This window comes from Rhodococcus sp. IEGM 1341 (assembly GCF_030056895.1).
Taxonomy (GTDB): Bacteria; Actinomycetota; Actinomycetes; order Mycobacteriales; family Mycobacteriaceae; genus Rhodococcoides.
This window is the reverse complement of the sequence record NZ_JASHKV010000001.1, coordinates 908,522-922,323: the sequence shown is the minus strand read 5'-3', so window position 1 is coordinate 922,323 and position 13,802 is coordinate 908,522. Positions and strand designations below refer to the sequence as shown.

General features: G+C 66.1%; 13 protein-coding genes. 9 read left to right on the top strand and 4 right to left on the bottom strand.

The window, feature by feature from the left end; genetic code table 11:
- Positions 1–74 precede the first annotated feature (74 nt).
- The 3 genes from rfbD to manB are packed head-to-tail and all read left to right on the top strand — an operon-like array spanning position 75 to position 2,959.
- Positions 75–929, top strand: a complete 855-nt coding sequence (gene rfbD, locus QM615_RS04115) for a dTDP-4-dehydrorhamnose reductase (protein ID WP_283347049.1) — start codon at positions 75–77, stop codon at positions 927–929.
- Between the two features lie 34 nt (positions 930–963).
- The gene (locus QM615_RS04110) at positions 964–1,875 is read left to right on the top strand and encodes a glycosyltransferase family 2 protein (protein WP_094642323.1); all 912 of its coding nucleotides are present in this window, start codon (positions 964–966) and stop codon (positions 1,873–1,875) included.
- A complete protein-coding gene (gene manB, locus QM615_RS04105; RefSeq protein ID WP_283347048.1) occupies positions 1,865–2,959 on the top strand; it encodes a mannose-1-phosphate guanylyltransferase in 1,095 nt (364 codons plus the stop codon). The genes QM615_RS04110 and manB overlap by 11 nt, the downstream gene beginning before the upstream one ends.
- A 12-nt stretch (positions 2,960–2,971) precedes the next feature.
- Here manB and QM615_RS04100 read toward each other — a convergent pair whose 3' ends face one another.
- From QM615_RS04100 to cofD, 3 genes are read right to left on the bottom strand one after another with little or no spacing between them, the layout of a single operon-like run.
- On the bottom strand, positions 2,972–3,523 hold the full coding sequence (locus tag QM615_RS04100; RefSeq protein ID WP_283347047.1) for an NUDIX hydrolase: 552 nt from the start codon (positions 3,521–3,523) through the stop codon (positions 2,972–2,974).
- A 1-nt stretch (position 3,524) separates the two neighbouring features.
- Positions 3,525–4,904: a coenzyme F420-0:L-glutamate ligase gene (locus QM615_RS04095; protein WP_068045708.1), complete on the bottom strand. Its 1,380-nt coding sequence runs from the start codon at positions 4,902–4,904 to the stop codon at positions 3,525–3,527.
- A complete protein-coding gene (cofD, locus tag QM615_RS04090) occupies positions 4,901–5,875 on the bottom strand; it encodes a 2-phospho-L-lactate transferase (RefSeq protein ID WP_068045705.1) in 975 nt (324 codons plus the stop codon). Before cofD ends, QM615_RS04095 begins: the two co-directional genes overlap by 4 nt.
- 732 nt (positions 5,876–6,607) lie before the next feature.
- On the opposite strand from cofD, the gene QM615_RS04085 reads away from it, so the two are divergent.
- Complete coding sequence (locus tag QM615_RS04085; RefSeq protein WP_027496498.1) at positions 6,608–6,841, top strand: WhiB family transcriptional regulator; 234 nt, start codon at positions 6,608–6,610, stop codon at positions 6,839–6,841.
- A gap of 42 nt (positions 6,842–6,883) precedes the next feature.
- Here QM615_RS04085 and QM615_RS04080 read toward each other — a convergent pair whose 3' ends face one another.
- Positions 6,884–7,363 carry a metallopeptidase family protein gene (locus QM615_RS04080; protein ID WP_094642321.1) on the bottom strand — a complete coding sequence of 160 codons (480 nt, stop codon included), beginning with the start codon at positions 7,361–7,363 and terminating at the stop codon, positions 6,884–6,886.
- A 72-nt stretch (positions 7,364–7,435) separates the two neighbouring features.
- On the opposite strand from QM615_RS04080, the gene QM615_RS04075 reads away from it, so the two are divergent.
- The 5 genes from QM615_RS04075 (at position 7,436) to QM615_RS04055 (ending at position 13,546) form a co-directional block, all read left to right on the top strand.
- Positions 7,436–7,846, top strand: coding sequence for a DUF3499 domain-containing protein (locus QM615_RS04075; protein WP_283347046.1), 411 nt, complete (start codon positions 7,436–7,438; stop codon positions 7,844–7,846).
- A gap of 196 nt (positions 7,847–8,042) precedes the next feature.
- Positions 8,043–9,425 (top strand): phosphomannomutase/phosphoglucomutase, encoded by a 1,383-nt coding sequence (locus tag QM615_RS04070; RefSeq protein WP_283347045.1) that lies wholly within the window; start codon positions 8,043–8,045, stop codon positions 9,423–9,425.
- Between the two features lie 72 nt (positions 9,426–9,497).
- Complete coding sequence (locus tag QM615_RS04065; RefSeq protein WP_068045700.1) at positions 9,498–10,640, top strand: tobH protein; 1,143 nt, start codon at positions 9,498–9,500, stop codon at positions 10,638–10,640.
- On the top strand, positions 10,640–11,869 hold the full coding sequence (gene manA, locus QM615_RS04060) for a mannose-6-phosphate isomerase, class I (protein WP_283347044.1): 1,230 nt from the start codon (positions 10,640–10,642) through the stop codon (positions 11,867–11,869). Before QM615_RS04065 ends, manA begins: the two co-directional genes overlap by 1 nt.
- Positions 11,870–12,028: 159 nt before the next feature.
- Entirely contained in the window at positions 12,029–13,546 is a 1,518-nt protein-coding gene (locus QM615_RS04055; RefSeq protein WP_269593509.1) for an amino acid permease, read from the top strand.
- Positions 13,547–13,802: the final 256 nt, after the last annotated feature.

Sequence of the window (13,802 nt, the reverse complement as noted above, 5' to 3'; positions counted from 1 at the left end):
CCCGCCGTTCGAAGGTTACTTGTCACCGGTCGCTGCCTCGCCGAAGCGAACGCGGCGTGCCACACTTGGCAACCGTGAATGCGATCGTGGTGACCGGTGCACACGGCCAGTTGGGCCGCCGAGTGATGTCTCTGGCCGCCGAACGAGGTGACGGAGTCGAGGTGTTCGGATATTCGTCCGCCGACCTGGACATCACCGACCCCGACGCCGTGAACGCCGCGGTGAGCGCGGGGACAACGGTGATCAACTGCGCTGCCTACACCGCCGTCGATGCCGCCGAGACCGACGAGGACCGAGCCTCGGCGGTCAACGCGGACGGCCCTCGAAATCTCGCGCGCGCCTGCGGGCGTGTCGGAGCCCGGTTGATTCACGTCTCCACCGATTATGTGTTCGACGGCACAGCAACCGAACCGTACGAGGTCGATGCGAAGACCGCACCGCAGTCGGCGTACGGACGCACCAAGCTCGCAGGCGAGCTCGCGGTGCACGAGGAGCTGCCCGAGGCCGTGGTCGTGCGGACCGCCTGGGTGTACGACAACACGGGCAAGAATTTCGTGACCACGATGCGCCGACTCGAAGGCGAGCGCGAAACGATCTCCGTGGTGAACGATCAGATCGGTTCGCCCACGTTCGCCCTGGATCTGGCGTCGGGGCTGCTCGAGATCGAAGCCGACCCTGCTGTGCGCGGACGAACGCTGCACTTCACCAATGCGGGGCAGGCCAGCTGGTTCGACCTCGCACGCGCGGTGTTCGCGGGGATCGGTGCCGATCCCGAGCGAGTCGAGCCGTGCTCGAGCGCCGAATACGTGGTTCCGGCCCCTCGGCCCGCGTACTCGGTGCTCTCATCGACCGCGTGGGTCGATGCCGGTCTGACCCCGGCGCGGCCGTGGTCGGATGCGTTGACAGCAGCCTTGACGCAGTCGACATGAGGGTTCGACGCGAGATCGGGCTAGTCTTGCCCGCGTGAGTTCCGAGCTGGCCGTGGTGACGGTGACCTATTCACCCGGCGAATACCTTGACCAGTTCCTGACGTCTCTACGTGAGGCGACGACGCGTCCCCTTCGGGTGATCATGGCGGACAACGGCTCGGTCGACGGCGCGCCCGAGGCAGCGGAGGTCGCATTCGAGGAGGCGGAGTTGCTGCGAACCGGCGCGAACATCGGCTACGGCGCAGCGGTCAATCGCGCGGTGGCCGAGATCGACCCCGACATCGAGTTCGTCGTCGTGGCCAATCCGGACGTGCGGTGGCATCCAGGATCCCTCGACGGTCTGCTCGACGCAGCGGCGCGGTGGCCGCGGGCGGGTGCCCTCGGACCGCTCATTCGCGAGCCCGACGGCTCGCGGTACCCGTCGGCACGGTCGGTACCCGATCTCACGTCCGGTGCGGGACACGCGGTGCTCGGCAAGCTCTGGCCGACGAACCCGTGGACTCGGCGGTATCGCCAGGAGAACGAGACCGTCAGCGAGCGTCCGGTGGGGTGGCTGTCGGGATCCTGTCTGCTGCTGCGGCGTTCGGCGTTCGATTCCATCGGCGGATTCGACTCGCGCTACTTCATGTACATGGAGGACGTGGATCTCGGCGACCGGCTGGGCAGAGCGGGCTGGCACAACGTCTACGTTCCCGACGTCGAGGTGACCCACTCGAAAGGCCATGCGGCAGGACGGCATCCGGAAGTGATGTTGCCCGCACATCACACCAGTGCGTACCGCTTCCAGGCCGATCGACACGACCGAACGTGGCAGGCTCCCTTACGATGGGCCCTGCGTGGCGGTCTCGGTCTTCGTTCGAAGATCGTTGTGGCCTCGGCGCTTCGGGCGCGAGCAGTTGACGGACGAGAATCGGACGAGAGAACAGAGGCTGGACATGCCGGATAGTCCCACATCGGTCGCCGCACGTACCGACGCAGTCATCCTGGTCGGCGGCAAGGGAACTCGGCTCCGGCCGCTGACACTCTCGGCACCCAAGCCGATGCTCCCCACCGCAGGGCTGCCGTTCCTCACGCACCTGCTGGCGCGCATCAAGGCCGCGGGTATCGAGCACGTCGTCCTCGGAACGTCGTTCAAAGCCGAAGTGTTCGAGCAGCATTTCGGGGACGGATCCTCGATGGGCATCGAGCTCGAGTACGTCTTCGAGACCGAACCGCTCGGAACCGGTGGCGGCATCAGGAACGTACTACCGCGCCTGCGCGCGGACAACGTCATGGTCTTCAACGGCGACGTCCTGGGCGGCACCGATCTGACCGCGGTCCTCGACACGCACCGGAACACCGATGCCGATGTCACGTTGCACCTGGTTCGTGTCGGCGACCCGCGCGCGTTCGGCTGCGTGCCGACCGACGAATCCGGCCGAGTGACAGCGTTTCTCGAAAAGACGCAGGATCCGCCGACCGATCAGATCAACGCCGGTTGCTACGTGTTCAAGCGCGAGATCATCGAATCCATTCCGGCCGGCCGTCCGGTGTCGGTGGAGCGAGAAGTGTTCCCGGCCTTGCTCGCCGAGGGCAAGAAGGTCTACGGACACGTCGACAGTGCGTACTGGCGCGACATGGGAACACCCGAGGACTTCGTCAAGGGCTCGGCCGATCTGGTTCGCGGCATCGCGCCGTCGCCTGCGCTGCACGGAGACCGCGGCGAATCGCTTGTACATCCGAGTGCGGGAGTGGCACCGGGCGCACTGCTGATCGGTGGAACGGTCGTCGGACGCGGTGCGGAGATCGGGGCGGGTGCCCGCCTGGACGGAGCCGTCGTGTTCGACGGTGCCGTCGTCGAAGCGGGTGCCGTCGTCGAGCGATCCATTCTCGGCTTCGGTGCTCGTATCGGACCCCGCGCGCTGGTGCGCGACGCGGTCATCGGCGACGGTGCCGACATCGGGGCCCGCTGCGAGTTGCTCCGGGGCGCACGCGTGTGGCCAGGGGTCAAGTTGCCCGACGGTGGAGTCCGCTTCTCCACCGACGTCTGACCCAGGCGGTCTCTACCGGCGACGCGCGGCGAGCGAGACGAGGTGGTCGATCGTCTCGCGCTCCGCGTCGTCGGGCAGAGCATCGACCGGCCACCAGCGCAGATCCGTCGATTCCTCGCTGCGGACTGCTCGCGCTCCGTCCGGGGCCCGGACCAGGAACCTCAGGTCGAGGTGCCGCGTCGGCTTACCGAGCGAGCAGGTGATCGGATGCGTGTGCGCGGAGAGCATGATCGGGTCGACCGTCAGATCGGCGATTCCGGATTCCTCGGTGGCCTCCCGTAGCGCTGCGTCGACAACCGTCTCGTCCGACGGTTCGCAGTGGCCGCCGAGTTGAATCCACCGACCGACCTTCGGATGAAGCGTCAGCAACACATGGGTACCCGACGTGTCGAGCACCAACGAGGACGCGGTGAAATGGCCGGCCTCGTTGGCCCGCAGACAGGCGTCCGGGTTGCTGTCGAGAAACGCCAGCATCGTCTGCCGGAGCGATTCGTCGTTCGAATCGGACGGTGCCCATCGGTCGAGCGATGCTCCGACCGAACGCCACAGTGTCGACGCCGACACGTCAGAGCTCCACCAGTGACGACCCGGGAACCACCGGATCCCGAACGGTCAGCGATTCGCTGGGATGCCCGATTGCGATGGCTCCCATGGCTTTCCAATCCGCGCGCAGGCCGAGTTCGGCGCGCACGGTATCGGCGGCGAAGATGGTGGAACCGATCCAGCAGCTGCCCAGTTCACGCACCGCGAGGGCGACGAGCAACCCCTGCACGGCCGCACCGACAGCCACGGTGAACATCGTGTCCTCCGCGGTTCGACGCCTCTCGTCGGGGTACGAGTGCGCGCCGTCGGGCACGCAGAACGGGATCACGATTTCCGGTGCGTCGAACAAGATGTCGCCGCGGCTCAGTCTCGCCGCGATCCGCTCCTCGCTCAGCCCGTCGCCGGCCAGGTCGGCTCGCCATTGCTCACGCATCGTCTCGAGCAGTCGACGCCGGACAGCAGGGGTTCTGACCCAGACGAATCGAACCGGACGGGTGTGGTGCGGGGCCGGGGCGGTGAGGGCATCGGCAACGGCCGCTCGAACGGCGTCGGGATCGACCGGTTCGTCGGTGAACGAGCGCACCGAGCGTCGGCGCAGCAGCGCCTCGCGTCGACCGCGATCGAGTGCCTCGGCGGTACCGAGCCAGAACAGGTCGTCCTCGCCGCCGCGCAGGAGCGTCGCCGCGGTGGAACCGTCGTCGACGGGGGTCAGTCCGCGCACGACCGCGATCGGAACTCCGCCGAGCTTCCCTTTCACCAGATCGCCTGCGGCCGCGAGCTCGTCGGCGATCGCGACCTCGGTGACGACGAGCTCGTTTCCCTGACCGTCCTCGGCTCCGGCGTACGCGTGGACGACGCCCAGGCCCGCCGCACCGATGGCGGCGTCGGTCTGGCCGATCCGCCACGCCCGTCCCATCGTGTCGGTGACGACCACGGCGACCGTCACCCCCAACAGCGCGCCGAGCGCAGTGCGGAGCGCGGCGGCACTGGCGTCGGGGTTCTCGGGCAGCAGCGCCAGTTCGCCTCCGTCGACGTTGGAGCCGTCGATTCCCGACGCGGCCTGCACGATGCCGAGTCGGTTCTCGGTGATGAGGGTTCGGCCCTTGCGTGCGACGATGCGCACGGCTTCCTGTTCCACGAGGACTCTGCGGGCGGCGTCTCGCTCGTCCGCATCGCGAGGTGCCTGCACCAGACGGCCCTCGACCTTCGAGATGATCTTGCTGGTGACGATCAGGATGTCTCCGTCACGCAACCACGGCGCTCGGTCCGCAACGGTCGCGGCCAGATCGTCGCCCGGCCGGAACTCGGGGAGGCCGGTCACCGGCAGTATCTCGATCGAGCCGCCCGGAGCGTGATCCTCGGGTGCCGACCGGAGCGAATCGGTATCGCGAGTGTCGGTCACAGGTCGAGTCCGGCTGCGCGCAGAGCGGTTCGGGCCATGACCGCAGTGGTCTCGGGGTCGGTCATCAGCAACGGAACCGACTGCACGTCCACCCCGTCGACGACCGCCGTATCGGTGGTGTGCACCAGCCATGCGTCGAGAATGCCGGTACCGCTTCGGCTTCCGTAGTGACGGCCCACCGCCTGCGCCGTGGTCTCCACTCCGATGACGGACAGGCACTCGTCGGCCATGCCGCGCAACGGCTTACCGTCGACGACGGGGGAGAGGCCGACCACCTTGGCGGCCGTCGTGCGAAGCGCCCCGCGGATACCCGGCACCGCGAGGATCGCACCGACGCTTACCACCGGGTTGGACGGAGCGAGGACGACGGCGTCGGCCTCGGCGATCGCCTCGACGACTCCCGGTGCCGGAGTTGCCTGTTCGGCTCCGATGTTGGCGAAGCTGTGGGTCGGGATCTGTGCGCGGTACCGAACCCACCACTCCTGGAAGTGAATTGCGCGCTGCTGCTCGCCGGTCGGGTCGTCCGGATCGGTGACGACGACGTGGGTCTCGGAGCGGTCGTCGGTGACGGGCAGGAGCCGAACTCCGGGTTGCCAACGGTTGCACAGCGCTTCGGTGACGGCGGACAGCGGAAAGCCGGTGCGCAGCATACGACTGCGGATCAGGTGTGTGGCGATGTCGCGGTCGCCGAGTCCGAACCAGTCGGGATCGGCACCGTAGGCCGCCAACTCGTCCCGAGCGTTCCAGGTCTCCGCGATGCGCCCCCAGCCTCGCTCGGTGTCGATTCCTCCGCCGAGGGTGTACATGCACGTGTCGAGATCCGGGCAGATGCGAAGACCGTGCATCCACACGTCGTCACCGACGTTGACCACGGCGGTGATCTCGTGCTCGGGCTCGTCGCCGAACAAGGTTTTCAGGCCCTGCAGAAACCGAGCGCCACCGACGCCACCGACCAGAACAGTAACTTTCACAACACGCGAGCCTAGTGGGGTTGCGGTGATGCGGGGTGAGCGCCCACCCGTGGGCCGACGTCCGCGGGGACCGTTTGTGACCGGGAGAACCGATGCGACACGCACGGGACGGGCTTCGATCCGGGGAGAGCGCCGATTTCGGGCATGTGATGGTATTGGATTTGTGCGATCGGCTTGACCGCGACACACCTGGACGTGTCTAATCACAGGTATGTCATTCGGTGTTCGCAACACGAGTTCGATTGCAGCGAACCTGGTTTCGAACACTCGTTCCCTTTCTGTTCGTCCCTGACTGGACGTCGAGTAGAGGTCGAGAGTCGGATCGGCACGTTGGACCAGCTCGATCGAATACCGGCGCGGGGCAAGGTATTCGAGAACATGAGGACCGAAAGTATCTGCGCTACCACAGGTGAGGAGGCGGAAGCGATGTATGACCAGCACGTGACACGTGATCAGCGGGGCGGACCCACTGCACATCTCAGCGCTGTCGACGACGCGCCGCAAACCGAGTCCGGCATCGGCGCAGATTCGAGCGTCTCGATCGACGCGGGTTCTGCGTACGTCGGCCGAACGGACGAGTCCGACAACGACGTCGATGTCGTCGACGCCGAACTGGAGTCGGACTCCGACACACAACTCGATTCCGATTCCGACGCCGACTCGATGCCGTTCGTCGCCGAGTCGGTTCCCCCGGCCAAGCCGTTCCTCAGTCTCGTCGCGGGTTTCGACGAGATGTTCGAGGAGATCGAGGATCAGTGGCAGGAGCGCGCTCTGTGTGCGCAGACCGATCCCGAGGCCTTCTTCCCGGAGAAGGGTGGCTCCACCCGCGAGGCGAAGCGCATCTGCCTCGGCTGTGAGGTCAAGGACGAGTGCCTCGAGTACGCGCTCGCCAACGACGAGCGGTTCGGTATCTGGGGCGGGCTGTCCGAGCGCGAGCGTCGCAGGCTCAAGCGCGGAATCGGCTGAGCGGTCCCGTTCGGTCTCGGTGATCGGAACCGCAAGGATCGTTCACACCCCGGCCGGGTCGACCTCGTCCGGGTCGATGCCGAGATACGTGGCCACTTGCTCCACCAGAACTTCGAACAACAGATCTTCCAAGTCCTCCGGGTGCTTCGCCCGCCGCTCGAGCGGCCGCCGGAACAGCACCACCCTGGCGCGTGTCGTCTCTCCGCGCTTGTCGATCCCTGCGGGTACCAGTCGCGACAGCGGTACCGGACCCTCTGCCACCACCTCGGGTGGCCACGTCACCGATTCCGGGTCCAACGCCCTGATCTTGGGTACCTCGTCCACGGCGATGTCGAGCTTCGAGAGCTTCTCGTGCCATCGATGATCGATCCGCGCGAACGCTTCGAGCACCAGCCGGTCGAACTTCTCCGCTCGTGAGCGCCTGGCCGGGATGTCCTCGGGCAGAACCGGTCCGCGGACGCCGCGTCCGTGCCGGGCCACGGACCGAGAGGTGATCCTGCGCGCGGATGAGAATCGAGGCATAGGGGGAGGTTATCGCGCTCGTCCGGTGTGTCGGTCGTTCGGTCGGTTGCACCCAACGGATACTCTGCACTCGTGAGATCACTGCGTGGCTGCTGCAGGCCTGGTTGCAACCGTTCTGCCGTTGCGACGCTCACATACGTCTACTCCGATTCCACCGCGGTCGTCGGGCCGCTGGCCACAGTCGACGAACCGCATTCCTGGGATCTGTGCGAGGTACATGCGTCGACCACCACCGCTCCCAAGGGCTGGGAACTGGTGCGCTACGAAGGCGGCTACTCGACGTCGAGCCCCGACGAGGACGACCTGACGGCTCTGGCCGAGGCCGTCCGCGAGGCCGGCCGCGGCGATCGCGTCCGGTCCGAGGACCGCGAGAGCTCCGAGCGCTCGAGCTCACGGCCGTCCGACACCGAACGCCGATCCGCTCCGGCCGTTCGAACGGGCAGGCGCGGGCACCTTCGAGTTCTTCCCGACCCCACGTCCTGAGCAGCCCGAGCACACCGAGTGTGGTGTGCGCCGGTCCGACTGGCCGGTCCGTCTGCCGTCTGGCAAGGTTCGACGAGCAGGACCGAAACGGACAGCTGCGGTATGCCGATACTCGGTGTGGATCGCACCGCTACCAATGCTCGATTTCCGACGCCGATGTGCGGCGTCGTCAAGAACGATCACCAGGAGAATCTTCGTGGCCCGAACCGCAGAGTCCGTCAACGCCGTCATCAAGGCCTACGACGTCCGTGGCGTCGTAGGTGAACAGATCGACGAGGCGTTCGTGCGTGACGTCGGTGCATCCTTCGCGCGACTGGTTCGCGACGAGGTAGGGGCCGCGCGCTCGGTCGTCATCGGCCACGACATGCGTGATTCCTCGCCCGCGCTGTCACGGGCCTTCGCCGACGGCGTCACCGCTCAGGGCCTCGACGTGGTGCACATCGGGCTGGCGTCGACGGACCAGCTCTACTTCGCCTCCGGCATGCTCGATTGCCCGGGAGCGATGTTCACCGCCAGTCACAATCCGGCGAAGTACAACGGGATCAAGCTCTGCCGCGCCGGTGCCAAGCCGGTGGGCCAGGACACCGGCCTGGCCACGGTCAAAGCCGAATTGGTGGACGGGGTACCGGAGTTCGACGGGCCGTCCGGAACAGCGACATCGCGAGATGTGCTCGACGAATACGCGCAGTTCGTCCGAGACCTGGTCGATCTGTCGGGAATCGGATCCATGAAGATCGCCGTCGACGCCGGAAACGGAATGGGCGGTCACACGGTGCCCGCGGTGTTCGGGCCGTTGCCGGTGACGATCGAGCCGCTGTTCTTCGAGCTCGACGGCAGCTTTCCCAATCACGAGGCCAATCCGCTCGATCCGGAGAACCTGGTGGATCTGCAGCGTTTCGTCGTCGAGACCGGTGCCGACATCGGACTCGCCTTCGACGGCGACGCGGATCGGTGCTTCGTCGTCGACGAGAAGGGCGACCCGGTCTCGCCGTCCGCAGTCACCTGCCTGGTGGCCGAGCGGGAACTGGCCAAGGAACCGGGCGCGGTGGTCATCCACAATCTGATCACCTCACGTGCGGTTCCGGAATTGGTCACCGAGCTCGGTGGCACACCGGTTCGTACCCGAGTGGGGCACTCCTTCATCAAGCAGCAGATGGCCGACACCGGGGCGATCTTCGGCGGTGAGCACTCCGCGCACTACTACTTCCGTGACTTCTGGGGTGCAGACTCCGGCATGCTCGCCGCGCTGCACGTTCTCGCCGCACTCGGGGCACAGGACCGTCCGCTGTCGGAAATGATGGCCAGCTACGAGACCTACAGTGCATCGGGCGAGATCAACTCGACCGTCGACGACGCCGCCGAACGCACCGAGGCGGTCCTGGCGGCATTCGCCGATCGGACTGCAGGCATCGACCGACTCGATGGGGTGACGGTCGATCTTGCCGACGGTGCCTGGTTCAACCTCCGAGCCTCGAACACCGAACCGCTGCTCCGGCTGAACGTCGAAGCACGCACCGGAGCGGACGTCGATGCGCTTTCGACAGAGATATTGAGCATCGTTCGCGCCGGACTGGAATAGTGGTTACCGAGGGTTCATGAGTGGGTATACAGCGGTTTCGCGCAGGGTGACGTAGGGGGAGGTGTCGCAGCCATGACGGCAGTGTCGTCTCTGGTCGATCTCGACGATTCGGATGCTCTCATCGCAGCCGATCGTGAGGGCTCCTTGCGTAGCGCAGCGCTGGCGGGCGCGCAGGTGCGCGCCGTCGCGACCGCGGTCGACGAGTCGGTCCTGGAGCGGTTGGCCGATCTGCGTCCCCGAAGCGTGGTGATCGTGACCGGCGACGGGCGGAGCAGCCGGGCGGCGTCACTGCTCGTCGCCGCGCTCGGTGATCGCCTGGGGGTGCCCCTGGTCCGAAGCACCGGAACCCCGCCGTGGATCGGCCCTCTCGACGTGGTGGTGGTGGCGGGCGACGACGCCGGGGATCCGCGACTGGCCGAGTCGGTGGACGCGGCAGCCCGGCGTGGGGCCGAAGTCGTCGTGGTCGCCCCGGAAGAGGGGCCCTTGCGCGCCGTCCGGGGAGCCAGAGTCATGTGGCTTCCGCCGCGAATCGCAGTTCGTGACCACAATGCTCTGATGCGCTACCTCGCGGCCTTCGTGGCCGTACTCGGGGCGGTTGCCGGCGGATCCTGGAAGACGTTGCTGCCCAATTTGTCTCGACTTGCGGACCTGCTCGACGCGGAAGCGGTACGAAACAGCCCGTCCAACGAGATGTTCCACAATCCGGCCAAGGCCCTCGCCAGTGGATTGAACGGTCGGCGTGTGGTGCTGACCGGGGCCAGTCCTGCCGCAGTCGAGGTGGCTCGGCACGGCAGCGAGGTGCTGCTGCGGGTGGCGGGTGTCGTCGTCGGTGCGGGGGAGTTGGGCGACGTCATTGCCGCGTCCATCCGGGCCTCGGTTGTCGAATCGTCGCGCACACCACAGACATTCGACTCGTTCTTTCACGACGAGCAGCTCGACGGGCCGCCACCGGCGCTGCCGATGCGCGTCGTCGTGGTGGCCTCGGACGCCGATCGGGCGATGACCGAACGACGAATTGCCGGTGTTCCGGAATCGGAGTTGTTGCTCGCCGATTCGAGTGAAGCGCTGTTCGGCGGCGACCGCGCGAGATCCGAATTCGACAACCCCGCACCGGCACCGGATCCGGATAGACTCTCGGTGCTCGACACGATGTCCGTGTTGGCGACGCGGTTGGACACCACTGCCGCGTATCTGCTGTTGATGGGCGGTAGCTAGTGCAGCTCTTGCGAGGCGCGGTTCGGTCCTACGCATGGGGTTCGCGAACAGCACTGGCTCGAATTCAAGGCCGACCGGTGCCGTCCGATCATCCCGAGGCCGAGATCTGGCTCGGAGCTCACCCGGCCGACTCCGCGCACGTGGTGCACGAGGGCGGCAGTACGCCACTGCTCACGCTGATCGACGGAGATCCGAGCACTCACCTGGGCGGCTCCGCGCAACATTTCGAGTCACGCCTGCCGTATCTGCTGAAACTGCTTGCCGCAGAAGAGCCGTTGTCTCTGCAGGCGCATCCCAGCAGCGCTCAGGCCCGTGAAGGCTTCGCTCGCGAGAACGCCGCGGGTGTCCCCATCGATTCACCGGTACGGAACTACCGGGATCCGAACCACAAGCCCGAACTGATCGTCGCCCTCACGGAGTTCGAGGCGTTGGCGGGTTTCCGGCGGCCCACCGACACCGTCGAACTGCTCGACGCGTTGGCCGTCCCCGCCTTGGGCGGATATCGAACCCTGCTGGCCGCTCAGCCTGATGCTTCCGGGCTGCGCACGGTGTTCACCTCGTGGATCACGTTGCCGGGACAGGCATTGGACGACATCCTGCCTGCGGTCGCTCAGGGGTGCATCGACTATCTCTCCGGTCCCGCACGCTCGGACGGTGGACGATTCGCCGCCGAGGCCAGAACTCTGCTCGAGCTGGGGGAGTCGTACCCCGGTGACGCCGGAGTGCTCGCGGCGCTGCTGCTCAATCGGGTGACATTGACTCCCGGCCAGGGCCTGTACCTCGACGCCGGAAACCTGCATGCGTACCTGCGCGGGACGGGCGTGGAGATCATGGCGAACTCCGACAACGTGCTGCGCGGAGGACTGACACCCAAGCACGTCGATGTCCCGGAACTGCTGCGCGTGTTGGATTTCGAGCCGGCCGATCTTTCGCCCATCACCCCGGGTGCCGACGATCGACCGACCTACCTGTATTCCACGCCTGCACCCGAATTCGCGCTGAGCCGGACTGCGGTGGCGGCGGGGGAGACGGTCGCAGTGCCCGGCTCCGGCCCGAGAATCCTGCTGTGCACGAGTGGCACCGTCGTGGCCGCCACGAAGGGCACCCAGTTCGGGCTGACGGTGCCGCAGGGCAGCTCTGCCTGGATACCCGCTGCAGACGAATCCGTCACCGTGACCGCCGAGTCGGGCGAGGCCGAGGTCTTCGTGGCCTCCGTCGGACGCGTGTAGATCGGGCAATTCGGTCATCGTTGCGCCGCTTGCGGTTTCGGACTGCGTAATTGTGCGAACGGTCCGCCCGTAGGCAATAGTCTGATGCCACAGTGAATCGAAGTGACGGATGAGTTCGGTGATCCGTCGACAGATGTGAAGTGGCGATACGGAGACCCGATGACCAGAGCAGACCGGCCCGCGAAGACCCCACGCACGACGGGTTGGTTCCGGACCAAATCGATCGAGCAGTCGATCCAGGACACCGACGAACCGGACACCAAGCTCCGGAAAGAACTCGGATCCTGGGATCTGACCGTGTTCGGTGTCGCCGTCGCCGTCGGTGCCGGCATCTTCACCCTGACCGCGCGGACCGCCGGAAACGTTGCGGGACCGGCAGTGTCGTTGGCCTTCGTGCTCGCGGCCATCGCCTGCGGCCTCGCGGCGCTGTGTTACGCGGAGTTCGCGTCGACGGTGCCCGTGGCCGGAAGCGCGTACACGTTCTCGTACGCGGCGTTCGGTGAGTTCATCGCCTGGATCATCGGATGGGATCTCATCCTCGAGTTCGGCCTCGCAGCCGCGGTGGTGGCGAAGGCGTGGTCGCTCTATCTGGGCGATCTGCTCGGTACGGCCGCTCCGGTGCTCGAGATCGGTTCACTGAACTTCGATTGGGGCGCACTGCTGATCGTGGTGGTCCTGACGGTGCTCATCGCATCGGGCACCAAGTTGTCCTCGCGGGTGTCGCTGGTCATCACCGCGATCAAGGTGATCGTCGTGCTGTTCGTCGTCGTACTCGGAGCCTTCTACATCAAGGTCGCCAACTACGACCCCTACATTCCGCCGTCGGAACCGGGATCCACGGGCGAGGGACTGCATCAATCTCTGCTCTCGTACGTCACCGGCGCGGGAGGCAGCACATTTGGTTGGTACGGACTGCTGGCCGCGGCGTCCCTGGTGTTCTTCGCATTCATCGGATTCGACGTGGTGGCGACGACCGCCGAAGAGACCAAGGAACCGCAGAAGGCACTTCCCCGCGGAATCCTCGGGTCGCTCGCGATCGTCACCGTGCTGTACGTGGCCGTCACTCTGGTTCTGACCGGGATGGTCAAGTACACGGATCTGGCCGGTGACAGTTCCACGCTGGCGACCGCATTCGAGCTCAACGGACTGACCTGGGCCAAGAACATCATCTCGTTCGGCGCACTCGCCGGTCTGACGACCGTGGTGATGGTGTTGATGCTCGGGCAGACCCGGGTGCTGTTCGCGATGTCGCGAGACGGACTGGTGCCGCGTGCATTGGCACACACCGGAAAGAAGGGCACGCCGGTCCGAACGACGATTCTGGTCGGTGTCATCGTCGGCCTGCTCGCCGCTTTCGTTCCGCTCGGCACGCTGGAGGAGATGGTGAACATCGGCACGCTGTTCGCGTTCGTGCTGGTCTCTGCCGGGGTTCTGGTACTACGCCGAACTCGACCCGACCTCGAGCGTGGTTTCCGCGTTCCCTGGGTTCCCCTGGTGCCGATCCTCGCGGTCCTCGCGTGCCTGTGGTTGATGCTGAACCTGTCGGTCGAAACATGGCTGCGCTTCCTGGTCTGGATGGCTGCCGGTGTCGTCATCTACGTCGTGTACAGCAGGCGGCACTCGGTGATGGGACTGCGGGAAGCCGAGAAGGCTCGTACCGACAGGTCGGGGAACTGACCCCGGCATCGGCGACGCGGATGCACCGACTCACGTTCCGACCAGGAACTTTCCGCTCAATTTAGATAGCGTCACATCAAACCGCTGGAATGTTATACCCTCGAAAACAGACTTGGAGGACTCAAAAAGTTCGATGAGAGGGTGTTGCAACAGTGAGTGTGGACGGCCGAATTCCTTCGTTGGAGGGTTCGGGTGTCGCTTTCGGGGGGCGGGATTCGAAGGCCAGTGAGCGGTCGGTTCGCTGGCAGGACAACAA

Bases quoted from the DNA above. Each gene is read 5' to 3' on its own strand.
- manB (WP_283347048.1), top strand. From the start codon at position 1,865: ATGCCGGATAGTCCCACATCGGTCGCCGCACGTACCGACGCAGTCATC.
- QM615_RS04085 (WP_027496498.1), top strand. From the start codon at position 6,608: ATGTTCGAGGAGATCGAGGATCAGTGGCAGGAGCGCGCTCTGTGTGCG.
- QM615_RS04080 (WP_094642321.1), bottom strand. From the start codon at position 7,363: ATGCCTCGATTCTCATCCGCGCGCAGGATCACCTCTCGGTCCGTGGCC.
- QM615_RS04065 (WP_068045700.1), top strand. From the start codon at position 9,498: ATGACGGCAGTGTCGTCTCTGGTCGATCTCGACGATTCGGATGCTCTC.
- QM615_RS04055 (WP_269593509.1), top strand. From the start codon at position 12,029: ATGACCAGAGCAGACCGGCCCGCGAAGACCCCACGCACGACGGGTTGG.